Source organism: Streptomyces sp. NPDC001530 (assembly GCF_042894545.1).
In the GTDB taxonomy this organism is placed as follows: Bacteria; Actinomycetota; Actinomycetes; order Streptomycetales; family Streptomycetaceae; genus Streptomyces.
Genome location: NZ_JBIAVS010000003.1, coordinates 223,011 through 240,138, shown reverse-complemented (window position 1 = coordinate 240,138; position 17,128 = coordinate 223,011). Strand labels below are relative to the sequence as shown.

The 17,128-nt window shown below is 71.9% G+C and carries 17 protein-coding genes and 1 pseudogene; 7 read left to right on the top strand and 11 right to left on the bottom strand.

Features of this window, described 5'->3' with window-relative positions:
* Nucleotides 1-42 precede the first annotated feature (42 nt).
* Nucleotides 43-1,197 (top strand): MFS transporter, encoded by a 1,155-nt coding sequence (locus ACFY0T_RS06655; protein ID WP_388865686.1) that lies wholly within the window; start codon nt 43-45, stop codon nt 1,195-1,197.
* A 192-nt stretch (nt 1,198-1,389) separates the two neighbouring features.
* Here ACFY0T_RS06655 and ACFY0T_RS06650 read toward each other — a convergent pair whose 3' ends face one another.
* From ACFY0T_RS06650 to ACFY0T_RS06640, 3 genes are all read right to left on the bottom strand, one after another.
* Nucleotides 1,390-2,322, bottom strand: coding sequence for a M48 family metalloprotease (locus ACFY0T_RS06650; RefSeq protein WP_388865220.1), 933 nt, complete (start codon nt 2,320-2,322; stop codon nt 1,390-1,392).
* Nucleotides 2,319-2,690, bottom strand: coding sequence for a BlaI/MecI/CopY family transcriptional regulator (locus tag ACFY0T_RS06645; RefSeq protein ID WP_388865683.1), 372 nt, complete (start codon nt 2,688-2,690; stop codon nt 2,319-2,321). The genes ACFY0T_RS06650 and ACFY0T_RS06645 overlap by 4 nt, the downstream gene beginning before the upstream one ends.
* Before the next feature lie 243 nt (nt 2,691-2,933).
* Nucleotides 2,934-4,430 carry a hypothetical protein gene (locus tag ACFY0T_RS06640; RefSeq protein ID WP_388865218.1) on the bottom strand — a complete coding sequence of 499 codons (1,497 nt, stop codon included), beginning with the start codon at nt 4,428-4,430 and terminating at the stop codon, nt 2,934-2,936.
* A 178-nt stretch (nt 4,431-4,608) separates the two neighbouring features.
* Here ACFY0T_RS06640 and ACFY0T_RS06635 point away from each other — a divergent pair, with 178 nt between their 5' ends.
* Both ACFY0T_RS06635 and ACFY0T_RS06630 read left to right on the top strand, forming a co-directional pair.
* Complete coding sequence (locus ACFY0T_RS06635) at nt 4,609-4,992, top strand: BlaI/MecI/CopY family transcriptional regulator (protein WP_388865216.1); 384 nt, start codon at nt 4,609-4,611, stop codon at nt 4,990-4,992.
* 135 nt (nt 4,993-5,127) lie between these two features.
* Nucleotides 5,128-5,748, top strand: coding sequence for a TetR/AcrR family transcriptional regulator (locus ACFY0T_RS06630; RefSeq protein ID WP_388865214.1), 621 nt, complete (start codon nt 5,128-5,130; stop codon nt 5,746-5,748).
* A 121-nt stretch (nt 5,749-5,869) separates the two neighbouring features.
* Here the strand turns inward: ACFY0T_RS06630 and ACFY0T_RS06625 are convergent, their stop codons facing one another.
* From ACFY0T_RS06625 to ACFY0T_RS06615, 3 genes and pseudogenes are all read right to left on the bottom strand, one after another.
* Complete coding sequence (locus tag ACFY0T_RS06625) at nt 5,870-6,475, bottom strand: GPP34 family phosphoprotein (protein WP_388865212.1); 606 nt, start codon at nt 6,473-6,475, stop codon at nt 5,870-5,872.
* Between the two features lie 157 nt (nt 6,476-6,632).
* A pseudogene (locus ACFY0T_RS06620) lies at nt 6,633-7,123 on the bottom strand (YbfB/YjiJ family MFS transporter); the annotation flags it as partial.
* Between the two features lie 174 nt (nt 7,124-7,297).
* Nucleotides 7,298-7,600, bottom strand: coding sequence for a muconolactone Delta-isomerase family protein (locus ACFY0T_RS06615; protein ID WP_388865210.1), 303 nt, complete (start codon nt 7,598-7,600; stop codon nt 7,298-7,300).
* Between the two features lie 325 nt (nt 7,601-7,925).
* On the opposite strand from ACFY0T_RS06615, the gene ACFY0T_RS06610 reads away from it, so the two are divergent.
* From ACFY0T_RS06610 to ACFY0T_RS06600, 3 genes are all read left to right on the top strand, one after another.
* Entirely contained in the window at nt 7,926-8,849 is a 924-nt protein-coding gene (locus ACFY0T_RS06610; protein ID WP_388865208.1) for a LysR family transcriptional regulator, read from the top strand.
* A 247-nt stretch (nt 8,850-9,096) separates the two neighbouring features.
* The gene (locus tag ACFY0T_RS06605) at nt 9,097-9,810 is read left to right on the top strand and encodes an SDR family NAD(P)-dependent oxidoreductase (protein ID WP_388865206.1); all 714 of its coding nucleotides are present in this window, start codon (nt 9,097-9,099) and stop codon (nt 9,808-9,810) included.
* 26 nt (nt 9,811-9,836) lie between these two features.
* Nucleotides 9,837-10,208 (top strand): YybH family protein, encoded by a 372-nt coding sequence (locus ACFY0T_RS06600; RefSeq protein ID WP_388865205.1) that lies wholly within the window; start codon nt 9,837-9,839, stop codon nt 10,206-10,208.
* A gap of 98 nt (nt 10,209-10,306) precedes the next feature.
* Here ACFY0T_RS06600 and ACFY0T_RS06595 read toward each other — a convergent pair whose 3' ends face one another.
* The 4 genes from ACFY0T_RS06595 to ACFY0T_RS06580 all read right to left on the bottom strand — a co-directional run bounded on the left by ACFY0T_RS06595 (nt 10,307) and on the right by ACFY0T_RS06580 (nt 15,202).
* Entirely contained in the window at nt 10,307-10,816 is a 510-nt protein-coding gene (locus ACFY0T_RS06595; RefSeq protein ID WP_388865203.1) for an O-acetyl-ADP-ribose deacetylase, read from the bottom strand.
* Nucleotides 10,813-12,222, bottom strand: a complete 1,410-nt coding sequence (locus tag ACFY0T_RS06590; protein WP_388865201.1) for a phytoene desaturase family protein — start codon at nt 12,220-12,222, stop codon at nt 10,813-10,815. Before ACFY0T_RS06590 ends, ACFY0T_RS06595 begins: the two co-directional genes overlap by 4 nt.
* Before the next feature lie 109 nt (nt 12,223-12,331).
* The gene (locus ACFY0T_RS06585) at nt 12,332-13,177 is read right to left on the bottom strand and encodes an inositol monophosphatase family protein (RefSeq protein WP_388865199.1); all 846 of its coding nucleotides are present in this window, start codon (nt 13,175-13,177) and stop codon (nt 12,332-12,334) included.
* Between the two features lie 204 nt (nt 13,178-13,381).
* Nucleotides 13,382-15,202, bottom strand: coding sequence for a gamma-glutamyltransferase family protein (locus ACFY0T_RS06580; RefSeq protein WP_388865197.1), 1,821 nt, complete (start codon nt 15,200-15,202; stop codon nt 13,382-13,384).
* 176 nt (nt 15,203-15,378) lie between these two features.
* Between ACFY0T_RS06580 and ACFY0T_RS06575 the strand changes: the two genes are divergently transcribed.
* Complete coding sequence (locus ACFY0T_RS06575; protein WP_388865680.1) at nt 15,379-16,443, top strand: lipoate--protein ligase family protein; 1,065 nt, start codon at nt 15,379-15,381, stop codon at nt 16,441-16,443.
* Between the two features lie 64 nt (nt 16,444-16,507).
* Here ACFY0T_RS06575 and ACFY0T_RS06570 read toward each other — a convergent pair whose 3' ends face one another.
* Nucleotides 16,508-17,062 carry a Uma2 family endonuclease gene (locus ACFY0T_RS06570; protein ID WP_388865195.1) on the bottom strand — a complete coding sequence of 185 codons (555 nt, stop codon included), beginning with the start codon at nt 17,060-17,062 and terminating at the stop codon, nt 16,508-16,510.
* Nucleotides 17,063-17,128: the final 66 nt, after the last annotated feature.

Here is a 17,128-nt window from a genome sequence, read left to right as displayed (position 1 = left end):
GTGACGCGGGCGAGTGGTATGACGCGGGCGCCCGCGCGGCAGATGTGGCCGCTGTACGCCGCCGGGTTCACGACCGCGTTCGGGGCACACGGCATCGCCGCGAACCTGGGCGCCCACTCCGCCGACCGGGTCACCTCGCTCCTCGTCCTGGGCGGACTGCTGGCCCTCTACGACGGCGCCGAGGTGCTGCTGAAGCCGGTGTTCGGCACCATCGCCGACCGGATCGGCGCCCGGCCCGTGCTGCTCGGCGGGCTCGTCGCGTTCGCCGCCGCGTCCGCGCTGTACGTCGTGGTGGACAGCCCCGGCCTGCTGTGGGCCGCCCGTCTCGGTCAGGGTGCGGCGGCCTCCGCGTTCTCGCCCGCGGCCTCCGCGCTGGTGGCCCGGCTCAATCCGGCGGCGGGGCACGGGCGGGCATACGGGAGTTACGGCTTCTACAAGTCCATCGGCTACACGCTGGGACCGCTGCTGGGCGGTGTGCTCGTGTGGGCGGGCGGGCTGCGGCTGCTGTTCGGCGTGCTCACGGCGCTGGGCGCGGTGGTCGCCGGCTGGGCCGCGCTGGGGGTGCCGCGCGTGCCGCCGCTGCCGCGCGCCCGGCAGACCGTGCTCGACCTGGCGCGGCGGCTGACCGACCCCGCCTTCCTCACCCCGACGGCGGCACTCGCGGGGGCGACCGCAGCGCTCTCCGTCGGGGTCGGCTTCCTGCCGGTCTCCGGTGCGGGCGCGGGTCTCGGCACCGTGGCGACCGGCGCCGCCGTGTCCGTCCTCGCGGCCTGTGCCGCCCTCGTCCAGCCGCGCGCCGGGCGGGCGTTGGACGCGGGCCGGCTGACCGCCCGCGCCGGGATCGGCACCGGGCTGCTGACCACCGCCGCGGGGCTCGCCTGCGCGACGCTCCCCGGGCTCACGGGCGTCCTGCTCGCGGCGGCTCTGATCGGTGTCGGTACGGGGCTGATTACTCCGCTGGGTTTCGCCGCCCTGGCGTCGGCCACCCCTCGGGAGCGGCTCGGACAGACGATGGGCGCCGCCGAGCTCGGGCGTGAACTGGGCGATGCGGGGGGCCCGTTGCTCGTCGCGGCGGTCGCTACGGCGGTGACACTCCCGTACGGATACGCGGTGCTCGCCGCACTGCTGGCCGTCGGGCCTCTCGTCGGTGTGCTGTTGCGGAGCCGTGCGGAGGGCGGCCGCCGGAACCGCGTTTAGGGGCCAGCTTGGGTACCCCGCGGGTTTTTCGCCCCCTCCGCCCCTTTCCATCCCGTCCCTGGGGCTCCGCCCGGACCCCGCTGAACTCCAGCCGGCCGGGGCTACTACCTCCACGCGAGTTTCGCGCACAGCGTCGGCTACCCCCGCATGACCACAGCACACGGCCGAAGCCGCCCTCTGGGACCGGAGCCGTCAGCGGGGCTCTTCGCCTTGGGCGACCTCCACCTCGTGGTGGAAGTCGAGGACGCCGGCTGCCGAGGCGCCGGCCGAGGCGGTTGCGCAGAGGGTGAGGAGCAGGGCGATCCAGGAGGCTGCGGCGCGGGGGCGGCGCGCGGGCGCGGCCAGGAGGGCGGCGACGCGCTGCGGCACGGGTCCGGTGGTGGCCGCGGGGGCGAAGTCGGGGCGGGTGGAGTGGGACGCCTGGGTGGCGAGGGCGGCGCGCGCGATGGCGCGGGCGGTCAGGCGCCGGTCTCCCACCACGACGGCGGCGGCCTCGTCGGCGGCACGCTCCACAGCGAGCGCGATGGCCGCGCGGACCGGGCGCAGGCCGGGGTGGCAGTGGGCCGCGAGTTCGGCCGCGACGAGGAAACGGTGGTGGCCGCCGGCGTTGTGGGCCCGCTCGTGGGCGAAGAGCGCTTCGCGTTCGTCCGCGCCGAGGCTGCGGAGCATCGCGGTGGTGACGACGATGCGGTGCGGTCGCCCCGGCAGGGCGTACGCGTCCGGGTGCGGCGACTCGATGACGCACAGGTCGCCCGCGGTGGGGCGGCGGTCGGCCTGGCTGCGGGCGGCGCGGAAGGCGCGCAGCTGCCGCAGGGCCGAGCGTCCGAGGGTCCACGCGCCGACGGTGAGGGCACCGGTGGCAGCCGCCGCCGAGGGCAGGACGACGAGGTCCGACGCGGTGCGCAGGGGGTGGACGAGGTCGCCGAGGCCCGCGAAGACCGGCAGCTTGAGCAGACCGGTCAGGACCAGCGCCCCGAGTGCGGCCACGGAGGCTCCGGCCAGCACCACGGCCGCGAGGGTCAACGCCCACAGCGCGGTCACGGGTGCGAGACGGTCGAGGCAGCGGCGGGCCAGCGGCGGCACCGCGAAGGGCACCAGCAGCGGGATCAGCAGCAGGGCCGTCATTCCTCACCCGATTCCAACAGGTCGCGCAGGACGCGCTCGTCCTCGGGGCTGAGCTGGGCGACGAACCGGGCCAGGGCCGTCTCGCGGTCGTCGTCCCGGTCGAGTTCGCTGTGCATGCGCCGGGCGGTGAGGCCGTGCGGGTCCTGGACGGGAAAGTACGCGTACCCCCGGCCCTGCCGCTCGCGGCCGACGATGCCCTTCTCGTGCAGCCGGGACAGGATCGTCGTCACGGTCGTACGCGCCAGGCCGGAGTCCAGCTCCAGCTGTACATGCCCCGGTGTGAGGGGGGCGTCAGCGGCCCAGAGCGCGGCCATCACGCTGGCCTCCAGCTCGCCCGCCGGTCGACGTTCGTCTTTCGCACCGCCCAGTCGACGTTCGTCCTTCGCACTGCTCATGGGAACGATCCTCACCCCGCCGTCGTCTACATTTCAGTAGACCGTCTACAGAATTGTAGTCAACCGGGTGCGTCGCAACCGTACCCGCCCGTCCAGTATGAGAGGGCCCACCACGATGGCCGCACCACCTGAGCGCATTCTGCCGCCCGGTCGGCGACCGCGGCCGACGCCGCCGCGCTGCCTCGCTCGCCGTCGAGCGGCTGCCGGGCGGGACGGTCACGGCGCTCGGCCTCCCGCCCCCGGCGCGACGTAGGCGCGCAGGTCGCCCGCGCGGTGCGCCGACCAGTCGCGGGCGTACGCGGGCGGATGTCCTTCCAGGGTGGTGAGCACGGCGACCGGCACGCGCTGTCCGGCACGCTCGATGTCCGTCTGGGTGGTGTTGGCGTTGTGGCCAGTGGCCTCGACCGACGAGCAACCGGCATAGAAGGCGATCGGAACGGCCTGATGCCCGGTCAGCAGGCAGGGTGGCCGTACGCCGAGCCGGTGCAGTTCGGCCGCCGTGCTCGCCCAGCCCTGATGAGAGACGGTGGTGCGCCGGACGGTCGCCTGCAACACCGCGTACTGCACCGCCAGATGCCCGGCGAGGCCGAACGCCACCAGGGTCACGGCCACCGGGCGCCAGGCCCGGCCGGGGGCGGTGACCAGGTGGACGAGGGCGTCGGCGACCGGGATCGCGAGGAGGGCGTAGACCGGGAGCAGGAAGCGCGGGGCGGCGTACCCGATCATGAACAGATACGGGACGCCCGCCGTCGTGGCGCAGGACAGGAGCAGCAGGGTGCTCGCCGTGCGCCGGGCCTTGACGGCGACCACGAGCCCGAGGACGGCGAGCACCGGGAGGACGAACCACCACGCCATGACCACCAGACTGGGCATCGCCCCGGTGCAGGGGCGGCACAGGGTACGTCCGTCCAGGCTGCGCATCTGGTCGCCGACGGCGACGTTCCAGCCCAGGCCGCCCTGGATGCGGGAGCCGTCGGCGAGCCGTTGCCCCAGGCCGCCGTGACTGACGTACGCCTCCACGACCCACTCGCCCGCTCCGGCCGCCAGGCCCGCGACGAGTGCGACCAGCGGCCATGGCCGTCGCCACCGGCCGACGGCCAGGACGAGGAGCGGCAGGGTCGCCCAGATCGCGTCGGTGGGCCGCATCAACGCCATCAGCGCGGCGCTCAGACCCACTCCCCACAGCGCCGCCCGGTCGGAGCGGTCCGCCCGGGCGCGCAGGAAGCAGCCGACGCAGGTCAAGGCGCCGATCGCGACCCAGTAGTTGGGCATGGCCTGCGGGCCGTAGAACACGGTCACCCACAGCGTCGCGAACAGGGCACCCGCCAACGTCCGCACTCGTGTCGGCAACAGCCCGCGCCACACGCGCAGCGCCAGGAACAGCCCGAGTCCGGACAGCAGGGCGAGATAGATCCTCAGCAGCGTCGTGGACGACGACCAGGAAGCGATCGGCGCCACGAGCAGCGGGACGCCGCGGGCGCGCGGTGCGCTGAAGAACGCCGCGGGGGCGTGCGGGCTGACCTGGCTGACGTAGACGGTCTCGTCCCAGCCGAGCCCCATTCCGGGCCGTACGAGGACGAGTTGGGCCAGGGTGAAGGCGGCCGCCACCAGTGCAGGCCACTGCTCGCCACCGGGGTGCCGGGACGCGCGTCCAGCCGAGGGAATGCCGTGGCGCCTGGCGCCGACGAGCGGGACATTCAGGGTTCTGAGCATCGTCCACCCTTCAGCCCTACAAGCTGTAGGGTTCCTTCGCCCCACAAGACGCAGGACGAAGGGAGGAACCAGGAAAACATGGACAAATTACCGCGCGGCGATCAGGGGTGCAGTCCAGGCGTGGCATCCGGAGGCCGACCCCGACTCCCGCTCCCCTACGCGCTGTAAGGTGACGGACATGGCTGGCAAAGGCCCCCACGGCAGGGCGGAACGGCGCAGCGCCGGCGAGTTGGAGAGCGAAGTCCTCGCCACCCTGTGGGCCACAGACGACGCCCTGACGCCCGCCGAGATCCAGGCCGAGATCGGCGGCGGCCTCGCCTACAACACCGTGCACACCATCCTCAAGCGCCTGTACGACAAGGGGCTGGTACTCCGTGACGTGGACGGACGGCGCGGCGCATACCGGCCCGCCAAGAACGCGGCCGAGCTGACCGCCGAGGCCATGCACGAGGCGCTCGACCGTGGACCCGACCCGATCGCGACCCTTCAGCAGTTCGTCACCGGCCTGAGCCCCCAGGAGGAAGAAGCCCTGCGCGACCTCCTCAAAGGGAACGGACCCTGAGGGTCGCCGCCTAGGTTCCGCCACCGGCACTCGGCACTCTCGACCGCCGTCGCCGGGCAGGCACGGAAGCCGACCGCCGCCCGTCCTGGGCGACCGGTCCAGGAAGAAATAGTCGACCGGTCGTATCATTGCTCCATGGGACGGACCAGCGACGCCAGGGAGAAGATCCTCAACGCCGCGCAGTCGCTCATCGAGCTGCGCGGTTACTCCGCCCTGGGCGTGGCCGAGATCTGCAAGACGGCCGACGTGCCCAAGGGCAGCTTCTACTACTTCTTCGCATCCAAGGAAGCTCTCGCCCTGGCCGTGATCGACGAGCACTGGGCGGGCCAGAAGAGCACCTGGACACGCATTCTGAACAGCGACGAGGAACCGCTGCGCCGGCTGTACCGGCTGTTCGAGGAGACGGAGGCCGCCCAGCGCGCCGGCCAGCAGAGCTGCGGCACCGTCTCGGGCTGCCTGTTCGGAAACCTCAGCCTGGAGATGAGCAACCACACCGAGGCGATCCGCGCACGGCTGCAGGAGATCTTCGACGCGCAGGTCGAGATGGTCGACTCGGTCATCACCGAGGCGCTCGAGCGCGGCGAAATCACCGCGACCGACACCCGGGAAGCCGCGCAGGCGGTGGTGGCCCAGCTGGAGGGGCAGGTGTTGTTCGCCAAGCTCTACAACAACACCCGGCGGCTCAGCCCCCTGTGGGCGAACTGCCTGGCCCTGCTCGGTGCTCGCGAGCCGCAGCAGGCCGTGGTCGGCACCTGACCGATCGGATCGTCACCGACCTTGCCCGTGGTCGTCACCGGCCTTTCGTCACTGACCTGGTCAGTTGTGGTCACCGGCCCTCTCGTTACTGACCTGATCAGTGGTCGTCACCGGCCTCTCGTCACTGGCCACGCCAGATGTTGTCGAAGGCCGCCTCTTCGATGCTGCGCCGTTGCCGTACGGCTTCCAGTTCCGTCACCGCGTTGTGGACGGCGTCCAATACGGTCACGACGGCGTCGTCGGCGAGGTTCTCGGCCTCTTCGGTCGGCTCGTCACGGATACCCACGGCGGCAGCGAGGCCCGCGAGGACGGGTTCGCCCGACGTCCAGCGGTCGGCCGCGCGGCGGCGGGCCGCTGAGTCGCCCCATTCCGGTCGGCCGGTGCGCAGGGGAATCCAGCGACGGCGTCGCGGGGTGCCCTGGGCTTCCGCCTCCAGGACGGCGAGATAGGACGAGGACAAGCCGCGGCCCCGCCGCCACAGCCAGTCCTCCACGGACTCGTACGGCGGCTGCCGGATGAGCGCCGACACCGCCTCGTTCAACAGACGATCGTCCATGGTCCACTGCGCGCCGGGCACGATGAGGTCGCCGTCCAGGGAGAGGGCCTGGGCGTCGATGAGGTCGACCAGTTCGGCTCCCGCGAGGGCCAGCGACAGGTCGCCCTGCCCGACGGGGCGGCTGGACGCGACGTCCATGGCGATGATCAACAAGTCCTGCGGTGTGGTCATGACGGGCTCCACGTCAGGTCATCGGTGGCGAGTCAGGGCAACGGTGGCGATTCAGAGGCATCGGAGGCGAACCAGAAGCATCGTGGCACGGAGCCCCGGGATCGGAGCCCGGGACCGGAGCTGCGAACGGTTCGGCCGACCGGAGGGGCCGGCTCCCTCAGGCGCCGCGCCCGCCCGGCTCCGAGGCGGTTTCCGCCGGTGCGGACTGTCCTGCCGGGGCGGCATGTCGTACTACCACCATGTGGTGCGGGAAGCCGATACGCAGCACGGCGGCAGCCGCGGCGGCCGCGAGGACCACGACGGCGGCCAGGATCAGGGCCTGGTGATAACCGTGGTGGAGCAGCGGCGCAACGGCCAGGGGGCCGAGGATCTGACCGACGGAGTATCCGGCGGTCAGGAGCGCGACGGAGCGGGGGAACCGCAGGTGGACCCCCACGCCGAGGGCGACGGTGCTGATACCGATGACGTCGCGCCGAACAGGAGCGCGGAGACCAGCGCGGCCGCTACCCCATTGATCAGGGCGGGCAGCGCGATACCGACCGCTTGGACGACCAGCGCGGCGCACAGCAGATCGGGACGGGACCAACGGCGCCCGAGCCAGGCCCACAGCGCCGAGGACGGCGGCATACCGGCGGCGAGTGCCACGGCGGCCTGGGCGACGTGACCCCAGGGCGAGCGGAGCGCGCCGCCTCCTCGGGCCGAGCCGCGCAGGAGCGTACGCTCATGACGAAATCCTTGTGAGTCCGTGCGGGTTTCCGGGGCGGGCACGACTCACCGCCGCGGCCGCGGCCTGGCGGCGGTGAGTACGAACGAGGGGTGCCCTCACGTCGTGGTGTCGCTCCGGCCTGGGTCGTTGGGGTGGGACTCGAGTGCGATGACGGTGAGCGTCATCCACGGACGCAGCGGCAGCGTGCCGAGCACCTTCTCGTGGAGCTCGTCCTCATCCGCGGCCCGCCAGACCCCGATGCTGCGCAGCTCTCCGACCGGGCGCCACAGCCGGGCCAGGTTGCCGGTGTCGGCCAGTTCCCGGGCGCGGGCGGCTTCGGCGGCGCGCCGCCGGTCGACTTCGTCCTGGCTGGTGCCGTCAGGGATGGTGGTGGTGATCTCGACCAGGAACTCTCGCATGGCCCTGCTCCGCTCGGTGGGGCGTCCGGTGAGGACCGGATCGCCGCGGATGGTGACGGTGGTGGTTTGTGCTCAAGGGGAGGGTGACCGGACGCCGCGGCCGGACCTCGAACGTCTGCCGGACCTCGACCGTCTGCCCGACCTCGACCGTCCGCCGGGCGTCGATCACCTGCCGGGTGTCGATCGTCCGTCCGGTGCCGGTGGCGACACTCGCCCCGGTCACCTTCCGTCGGGCTTCCACGTCCTCATCGTCCGCCCGCCACCAGCGGTGATGCCACGACTGACTTTCTCCCTGCTGGAAGGCGTGGCCTCGCACCGACGTAGCATGACGACCGTGGAGCTGCGCCAACTGCGGTACTTCGTCGCGGTCGCCGAGGAGCTGAACTTCGGCCGGGCCGCCGAGCGCCTGCTGATCGCGGGCCCCTCCCTGTCACAACAGATCAAGGCACTCGAACGCGACCTGGGCGTACGACTGTTCGATCGCGACCGTCGCTCGGTGTCCCTGACCCCGGCCGGTTCGGCCCTGCTTCCGCACACCCGAGCCCTGCTGGAACGGGCCGACGACCTCCAGCGGCGCGCCGGTCGACTGTCCGGGTCGGAATCGGTACGGCTCGGCTACGTCAACTGGCTGCCAACGGACCTGACCGCTCGTACCGCCGCGGTGGCCCAACTCCACATCGACGCGTGGATCGCGCCTTCGCACACCCAGGCCGCCCGGGTCGCCGACGGCAGCCTGGACCTCGCGGTGTGCTGGGTGCGGACCGAGGATCTGGACCGACGGGGCCTGCGCGCCCGGCTCATCGGCGCCGACCGGCTCTATGCCGTTGCCACCGGCACCGATACGGGCGATGTGCCCGCCCGGGACACCGTCGTCCTCCTCGCCAACGACACCACCTCCTGGTCGTCCTGGAACGACTACGCGGAACTACTGGCCAAGGACACCGGGGCCCGCGCGGTCCGCATCTCCGACGGCGGCATCACCGGACCGGCGTTCTTCGACCACGTCCGCCGCAGCAGCCGTCCGGTCGTCAACTCCCCCAAGGGCCAGACCACTCCCCTGCCGCTCGACCTGGTCCGGCGCCCGGTCGTCGCACCGGAGATCTACTGGACCTGGTCGCTGGTCTGGCGCGAGGGCGAGGACCGGCCCGCGGTCCTCGCCGTCATCGACGCCCTGTGCGACGGCATGGGCGACCTCGGTCTCCACGCCCCGGGCGCCTGGCTGCCCGAGGGCGATCCGCACCGGCGGTAGCCAACCCCGCCGCTCCCGCCGTCCGCAGCCACCAGACCCGGTCGGCGCCGCCCCATCCCCCCGCCCATCCCGCTGACCTGCACTGGAAGGCTGCGCCTCCCAAGAGGTAGGAAGCCGGTCCTGGCTCAGGCCCTGTTGACCTTTGACTTCCCGCGGCAGAACCGCCTAACTTCCAAATAGTCGACCGGTCGGCTAGTACTTTCGAGGATCGGTCGAGAAGCCCCACCTCAACTCGGAGAAGGTCATCATGAGCTCTCAGGACCAGAAGGTCGCAGTCATCACCGGTGCCTCGCAGGGCATCGGCGCCGGCCTCGTCGAGGCCTACCGCAAGCTCGGCTACGCCGTCGTCGCCACCTCGCGCACCATCGCCCCGTCCAACGACGTCGACGTCCTGGCCGTCCAGGGCGACATCGCCGACACCGCCACCGCCGAACGCGTCATCGCCGCCGGCGTCGAGCGGTTCGGCCGCATCGACACCCTTGTCAACAACGCGGGCATATTCGTCGCCAAGCCCTTCACCGACTACACCGCGGACGACTACGCCGCCGTGACCGGTGTGAACCTCGCGGGCTTCTTCCGCATGACCCAGCTGGCCATCGAGCACATGCTCGCCCAGGGCGGCGGCCACATCGTGAACGTCACCACCAGCCTGGTCGACAGCGCCAACTCCAACGTTCCCTCCGTGCTCGCCTCGTTGACCAAGGGCGGCCTGCAGTCCGCCACCAAGTCCCTGGCCATCGAGTACGCCACGCGTGGCATCCGCGCCAACGCCGTCTCACCGGGCACCATCAAGACCCCCATGCACCCCGAGGAGACCCATGCGGCCCTCGCCGCCCTGCATCCGGTCGGCCGGATGGGCGAGCTGAGCGACATCGTCGACGCGGTGATCTACCTGGAGAACGCCCCGTTCGTCACCGGCGAGATCCTCCACGTCGACGGCGGCATGAGCGCCGGCCACTGATGACACACCACGAGGGGAGAACCCTGATGAACAGCCCGACAGAAACTGAAGCGATCCTGCGCGACGTCCTCGACCGGTGGAAGGCCGCCGTCGACCGGCACGAACCGCAGGAGGTCGCCTCCCTGTTCACCGAAGACGCGATCTTCCAGGGACTGCGCCCCTACAGCGTCGGAAGGGCGGGCATCGCCGCCTACTACGACTCCCAGCCCATCGGGTTGACGGCCGAGTACCGGATTCTCGAAACCCGGCGCCTCGCCGACGACCTCGTACTCGGTTACCTGGACGTCGACTTCTCGTTCACCGACCGGCCCACCATCAGTGTCAACCTCGGCGTACTGCTGAAGCGCATCGAGGAGGGCTGGTACATCAGCCACTACCAGGTCTCCCGGCTCACCTGATTCCTCCCACAACCACCGGGTCTCCCGGCTCACCTGATTCTCCCCGCTCAGCGAACTGACGGCTCAGGGCGAGATGGGCAAGCCGGACCGTAGTGCCGTCAGCCGACCTGCGCGGCGAACGCCTCGTACGCCCGCTCGTCGAAGAGGACGAATCTGACCTCCTCGACCGCCGTCTCCGTCTCCCGCACCGTCTCCACGGCGATACGGGCCGCGTCGTCCATCGGCCACCCGTAGATGCCCGCGGAGACGGCCGGGAACGCGACGGTGCGGGCGCCGAGCTCGTCGGCGACCCGCAGGGATTCGCGGTAACAGGACGCCAGCAGCTTCGAGCGGTCCTCCTCGCGGCTGAAGACCGGGCCGACGGTGTGGATCACCCATCGCGCGTCCAGCTCGCCCGCGGTGGTGGCGACCGCCTGGCCGGTGGGCAGGCCCTTGCCGTAGTGGCCGGCGCGGAGCTTGCGGCAGTCGGCGAGGATGGCGGGGCCGCCGCGGCGGTGGATGGCTCCGTCGACGCCTCCGCCGCCGAGCAGCGAGGAATTCGCCGCGTTGACGATGGCGTCCACGGTCTGGCGGGTGATGTCTCCCTGGACCAGCGTGATCGTGGTCATGACTGCCTCAGCCTCCTCCAGACGGCCTTCGCCGCGTTGTGCCCCGACATGCCGTGGACCCCGGGGCCCGGCGGGGTGGCCGAGGAGCAGATGAAGATGGCCGGGTGCGGGGTGCTGTACGGGAACAGGGACAGTTTGGGGCGAAGGAGGAGCTGAAGCCCGGAGGCGGCGCCGCAGGCGATGTCGCCGCCCACATAGTTGGCGTTGCGGGTGGCGAGCTCGGGCGGTCCTGCGGTGGCGCGGGCCAGTATGCGGTCGCGGAAGCCGGGTGCGAAGCGCTCCAGCTGTCGCTCGATCGCGTCCGTGAGGTCCCCGGTCCAGCCGTTCGGAACATGCCCGTACGCCCAGAAGACCTGCTTGCCGTCGGGTGCCCGGGAGGGGTCCATGACGCTGGGTTGCACGGTGATCAGGAAGGGCGCGTCGGGGGCCCGGCCCTCGCGGGAGGCCGCCCGCAGCGCGGTGCTGATTTCCGCGCTGCTCGCGCCGATCTGCACGGTCCCGGCGGTGCGCGCCTCCTTGGCCGTCCAGGGCACGGGACCGTCCAGCGCGTAGTCGATCTTGAAGACGCTCGCCCCGTACCGGTAGCGCTCGTAGTAGCGCCCGAAGCCCGCGATCCGGGCCAGTGCGGTGGGCGAGGTGTCGAAGACGTACGCGCGCGCGGGCGGCAGGTCGTCCAGGCGCTTGACCTCGTAGTCGGTGTGGACGGTGCCGCCGAGGTCCTTGAGGTACGCGGTGAGCGCGTCGGAGATGGACTGGGAGCCGCCGCGCGCGACGGGCCAGCCGCGGGCATGCGCGGCCAGCGCGAAGACCAGGCCGACGGCGCCGGTGGCGATGCCGTCGAGAGGGGCGATGACGTGCGCCACGAGCCCGGCGAACAGGGCCTTGGCGCGCTCGTCGCGGAAGCGGCGGGTCAGCCACGTCGACGGCGGGAGTCCGACGAGGCCGAAGCGGGCCAGGGTGACCGGGTCGCGGGGCAGCGCGGTCAGCGGCAGCGACATGAAGTCGTGGGCCAGGGTGTCCCACTTCGGCAGGAAGGGCGCGACGAGCCTGCGGTACGCGCCGGCGTCGCGCGGCCCGAACGAGGCGGCCGTCTCGGCCACGGAACGCGAGAGCACCGCCGCCGTGCCGTCGAGGAAGGGGTGCGCCATGGGCAGCTCGGCGTGCAGCCACTGAAGGCCGTACCGCTCGAGGGGCATCGCCTTGAACGCGGGTGAGTTGATGCCCAGCGGATGCGCCGCCGAACACGGGTCGTGCCGGAAGCCGGGCAGCGTCAGCTCTTCGGTGCGGGCTCCCCCGCCCACGGTGTCGCGCGCCTCGAACACGGCCACGGAGAAGCCCCGGCGGGCCAGCTCCACGGCAGCGGTCAGTCCGTTCGGCCCCGCACCCACCACGACCGCATCGAGCATCGACGGCACCTTCGGACTCCTTTGTCAGCCGATGGCCACTGAGGATCAGGATATGCCGGGGGACTGACAGCCTTGGCGGTGCGGGGGGTTGGGAGGCGCGGCCCCGGGGTCAGACCCCGGCCGTCAGCAGCGCCACCACCCGGCGGGCCGTGGCCTCGTCCCGGGCCGCCGTGAACGGCAGCGCGTTGCCCCCGGTGATGCGGAACGGCTCGCCCTTGAGGGTCAGATGGGCGCCGCCCGCCTCCTCGACCAGCAGCAGACCCGCGGCATGGTCCCAGGCGGCTTCCCAGGAGAAGGCCGTGGCGTCCGACTCACCGCGGGCGATGGCCAGATACTCCAGGCCCGCCGAGCCGCAGGGGCGCGGGACGACTCCCTCGACGTGCAGGCCGAGCAGCGCGCGCTTCTGCTCGTCCGTGGTGTAGTCCGGGTGGGAGGTGGCGATGTGGAGGTCGCGGCCGGGCTCGGGCGCGCCGGAGCGCAGGGGCACACCGTCGAGTACGGCGCCCCGGCCGCGTATCGCGGTGGCGAACTCGTCGCGCGCGGGAGCGTACGTCCACGAGGCGAGCACGACGCCGTCCAGCGCCAGCGCGACCAGCGTGCAGAAGCCGGGGTCGCCGTGCACGAACTGCCGCGTTCCATCGACGGGGTCCACGATCCAGACCGGTGCGGTGCCGCGTATCGCCTCGTACGTCGCCGGGTTGGCGTGCACCGCTTCCTCGCCGACGACGACCGAGCCGGGCAGCAGCTTCGTGAGGGCCTCGGTGAGGTACACCTCGGCCTTGCGGTCGGCGTCCGTCACCAGGTCGTGCGGGCCGGACTTCTGGTCGATCTCGTGCGCGGCGAGCTGCCTGAAGCGCGGCATGATCTCGGTGGCGGCCGCCTTGCGCACGGCTTCTTCGACGTCGGACGTGCCGTGGGCGAGAAACTCGTCGATGGTTTCGATGTCTTCGATCATGGCTCCATGACAGCACGCGCCACTGACAATCCCCACCCGCCCAGTGCACTCCGGGTGGAATCGCCATGAATTCCGGGGTTCGGAGATCACCAGGACCGGGGGTTCGGAGATCAGCAGAACCGGGGGTTCGGAGATCAGCAGAACCGGGGGTTCCGGGGGCGGCATGACCGCGGGTTCCGGATCAGCGGTGCTCGGGGGCGGCGATCAGCGTCCGACCGCGTATCCCTGCATCCCGCGCGGATTGGCCGCCGCCGAGAGCACACCCGTCTCCGGGTCCCGCGCGACCGCGCACAGCCGCCCCTCCGACCAGGCCTCGCCGACCTCGACGTCGTGGCCGCGGCGGCGCAGCTCCTCGACGACCGCCTCGTCCATGCGGGACTCGACGGTGAGGTGGCCGGGGCGCATGCCGCGGGGGTGGAAGGATCCGGGGAAGCTGTCGTTGTGCCAGTTCGGGGCGTCGATCGCGCCCTGGAGGTCGAGGCCGCCGCGCACCTCGGCGCGCAATGCCACGGACAGGAAGAAGTGTGTCTGCCACTGGTCCTGCTGGTCGCCGCCCGGCGTGCCGAACGCCATGACCGGCACGCCGTCGCGCAGCGCGAGCGAGGGGGTCAGCGTGGTGCGGGGGCGGCGGCCGGGCGTCAGGGAGTTGGGCAGCCCCTCCTCCAGCCAGGCCATCTGGAGCCGGGTGCCGAGCGGGAAGCCCAGCTCGGGCACGACCGGGTTGGACTGCAGCCAGCCGCCGCTGGGGGTGGCGGCGACCATGTTGCCCCAGCGGTCGACGACGTCGAGGTGGCAGGTGTCGCCTCGGGTACCGCCGTCCGGTGCCACGTCGGGTTCCGCGGCCGTCCGGGCCATGGTGGGCTCACCCGCACCCGGCACCGCCGGCGCGACGAAGCCCGGCTCCCCGGCCGCCACCACGCGCGCGTGCCCGCTCAACCGCGGAGCACGCCCTCCGGGACTGCCGGGGCACAGCTCGTACGACGCCTTGTCGCCGACGAGCGCACGCCGGGCGGTGTTGTACGGCTCCGACAGCAGCTCGTCGAGCGGTACCTCGGCCGCGTCCCCGTACCAGGCCTCCCGGTCAGCCATGGCCAGCTTGCAGCCCTCGACGAGGAGGTGGACGTAGTCGGCGGAGCCGTAGCGCGGCAGCTCGGGCGGCAGCAGGGCCAGCTGCTGCAGGAGCACCGGGCCCTGGCTCCAGGGGCCCGCCTTGCACAGGGTCCAGCCCCGCCAGTCGTACGTCGCCGGGGCCTCGTAGGTCGCGGACCAGGACGCCAGGTCGGCGGCCGTCAGGGTGCCGGCGTGGCGCTCGCCGCTGGTGTCCATGGTGGGCCGCTGGGCCTGACGCACCAGGGCCTCGGCGATGAAGCCGGAACACCACACCCGCCGCGCCGCCTCGATCTGAGCCACGCGGTCCGTCTCTTCGGAGACCTCGGCGAGCAGCCGTCGCCAGGTCGCGGCGAGGGCGGGATTGCGAAACAGCTCGCCGGGTCGCGGCGCCCTGCCGCCCGGCAGATACACCTCCGCCGACGAGGTCCACTCCGTCTCGAACAGCTCGCGTACGGTCTCGACCGTCTCGCCGACGCGCTCCACGGGCGCGTGGCCGTCCTCGGCGTACCCGATGGCGTACGTGAGGACGTCGGCGAGGGACTTGGTGCCGTGGTCGCGCAGCAGGAGCATCCAGGCGTCGAACGCGCCCGGCACGGCGGCGGCGAGCGGCCCTGTACCGGGTACGAGATTCAAACCGAGTCCCCTGTAGTGGGCGATCGTCGCTCCGGCGGGCGCGACGCCCTGTCCGCACAGCACCCGGACCTCGCCGCCCGCCGGGGCGAGGATGATCGGGACCTCGCCCGCGGGTCCATTGAGGTGGGGCTCGACGACGTGCAGGACGAAGCCCGCGGCGACGGCGGCGTCGTACGCGTTGCCGCCGTCCTCCAGGACGGCCATCGCCGACTGCGAGGCGAGCCAGTGCGTGGAGGACACCATGCCGAAGGTGCCCTGGAGCGTCGGTCGGGTCGTGAACATGCCTGCCACCTCGCTGTGCGGAGCGATCAACCTCGGCCCCGACTATGGCACTTGCGCCTCCCAGAACGGCAGGGCAGCACTGCAGCGCACGCGCCGGGCCCGGAAGGACCGGAATGATCGGAATCATTCACCCGGGGTGGACGTTGGCCCTCGTGGAACGGAACGGAGGCGGTTCGGTGCACGGTGAGTACAAGATCCCCGGCGGCAAGCTCGTCGTGGTGGATCTGGACGTCGAGGGCGGAATGCTGCGCCACGCGCGCGTGGCGGGCGATTTCTTCCTCGAACCGGACGAGGCGCTGGACGCCGTCAACCACGCGCTGAACGGCGCCCCGGTGGACACCGACGCGACGGGCCTGGCCGCCCGCATCGACGCCGCGCTGCCCGAGGGCACGGTCATGTACGGGCTGACCTCGGAGGGCATCGGGATCGCGGTGCGCCGGGCACTCGCCCACGCCACCGACTGGACGGACTACGACTGGCAGCTGATCCACGAGGGCCCGCAGTCCCCGGCGCTGCACATGGCCCTGGACGAGGTGCTGACCGCCGAGGTCGCCGCGGGCCGGCGCCCGCCCACGCTGCGCGTGTGGGAGTGGGGCGCACCGTCCGTGATCATCGGCAGCTTCCAGTCGCTGCGCAACGAGGTCGACCCCGAGGGCGCCGCGCGCCACGGCATCGAGGTGGTCCGCCGGATCTCCGGCGGCGGCGCGATGTTCGTGGAGCCGGGCAACACCATCACGTACTCGCTCTCCGTCCCCGAGGCGCTCGTCCAGGGCCTCTCCTTCCAGGACAGCTACGCGTATCTCGACGACTGGGTGCTCGGCGCGCTCGGCGACATGGGGATCAAGGCCTGGTACCAGCCGCTGAACGACATCACCACGGAGCAGGGCAAGATCGCGGGCGCCGCCCAGAAGCGGGTGGTCGGACCGGGAGGCGGGCCCGGCGCCGTGCTGCACCACGTGACCATGTCGTACGACATCGACGCCGACAAAATGCTCGAAGTGCTGCGCATCGGCCGGGAGAAGCTCTCCGACAAGGGCACGAAGAGCGCGAAGAAGCGGGTGGATCCGCTACGCCGCCAGACGGGGCTGGCGCGCGAGGCGGTCATCGAGCGGATGATCGACTCGTTCCGCGGCCGGTACGGGCTGGCGGACGGCAAGGTGACGCCGGAGGAGCTGGGCCGGGCGGAGGAGCTGGCGCGGGCGAAGTTCGGGTCTGCGGAGTGGACAGCGCGAGTGCCGTAGCCCCGGCGCTCGGTGGACGGCGCCTGGCGCTCGGTGGACGGCACGCTGCCGCCGCGGGTGCCGCTCAGAACTCGGAGGTGTCGAGCTCCATGTCGAACGGATCAGGCAACGCGACAGGCGTTCCGAACGGCAGCGGCCCCTCCACCCCGGTGTAGCCGAGTCGGCCCGGTACCGCGTACAGGGTGCAGGACCGCTCCTGACGGTCGACGAGCAGATACAGCGGTGCGCGGTACTCCGCATAGCGGGCACGTTTGACCGTGCGGTCGGTATCCCCATTGGACTCCGGGGTGACCTCGACGATCAGCAAGGTCTGGTCGGGGAGCAGGGCGCCCGCGCCCTTGGCGACGTCGCTCGGCACGACTGCCAGATCCGGCACGTACCAGTTACTCGTCCCCGGCAGGTCCAGGTTCCCGGAACCGGCCCGGCAGCCCAGTCTGCGCAACACCGGCCCCAACTGCTCGCGGATCAGGTCAGCGACGTTCTCGTGGTCCCAGGACGGCACGATCGGCTGGATGACCCCATCCACGATCTGCACCCGGTCACCCTGGATATGCCGGATCGCGTACTTCAGTGCGGTTTCCGGGTCGGTCACTGCGTACGGGTGCGGCTGAGCGCTCATCGGTTCTCCGTCGGGCATCGTGACTGCAGCATGACCACCCTCCTCGGCGTACCGCAATCCGCCACA

Coding starts and splice junctions, on each gene's coding strand:
- ACFY0T_RS06655 (WP_388865686.1), top strand. CDS start 43: ATGTGGCCGCTGTACGCCGCCGGGTTCACGACCGCGTTCGGGGCACAC.
- ACFY0T_RS06650 (WP_388865220.1), bottom strand. CDS start 2,322: ATGACGGCCCTGCTGCTGATCCCGCTGCTGGTGCCCTTCGCGGTGCCG.
- ACFY0T_RS06640 (WP_388865218.1), bottom strand. CDS start 4,430: ATGCTCAGAACCCTGAATGTCCCGCTCGTCGGCGCCAGGCGCCACGGC.
- ACFY0T_RS06635 (WP_388865216.1), top strand. CDS start 4,609: ATGGCTGGCAAAGGCCCCCACGGCAGGGCGGAACGGCGCAGCGCCGGC.
- ACFY0T_RS06630 (WP_388865214.1), top strand. CDS start 5,128: ATGGGACGGACCAGCGACGCCAGGGAGAAGATCCTCAACGCCGCGCAG.
- ACFY0T_RS06625 (WP_388865212.1), bottom strand. CDS start 6,475: ATGACCACACCGCAGGACTTGTTGATCATCGCCATGGACGTCGCGTCC.
- ACFY0T_RS06615 (WP_388865210.1), bottom strand. CDS start 7,600: ATGCGAGAGTTCCTGGTCGAGATCACCACCACCATCCCTGACGGCACC.
- ACFY0T_RS06610 (WP_388865208.1), top strand. CDS start 7,926: ATGACGACCGTGGAGCTGCGCCAACTGCGGTACTTCGTCGCGGTCGCC.
- ACFY0T_RS06605 (WP_388865206.1), top strand. CDS start 9,097: ATGAGCTCTCAGGACCAGAAGGTCGCAGTCATCACCGGTGCCTCGCAG.
- ACFY0T_RS06600 (WP_388865205.1), top strand. CDS start 9,837: ATGAACAGCCCGACAGAAACTGAAGCGATCCTGCGCGACGTCCTCGAC.
- ACFY0T_RS06595 (WP_388865203.1), bottom strand. CDS start 10,816: ATGACCACGATCACGCTGGTCCAGGGAGACATCACCCGCCAGACCGTG.
- ACFY0T_RS06590 (WP_388865201.1), bottom strand. CDS start 12,222: ATGCTCGATGCGGTCGTGGTGGGTGCGGGGCCGAACGGACTGACCGCT.
- ACFY0T_RS06585 (WP_388865199.1), bottom strand. CDS start 13,177: ATGATCGAAGACATCGAAACCATCGACGAGTTTCTCGCCCACGGCACG.
- ACFY0T_RS06580 (WP_388865197.1), bottom strand. CDS start 15,202: ATGTTCACGACCCGACCGACGCTCCAGGGCACCTTCGGCATGGTGTCC.
- ACFY0T_RS06570 (WP_388865195.1), bottom strand. CDS start 17,062: ATGAGCGCTCAGCCGCACCCGTACGCAGTGACCGACCCGGAAACCGCA.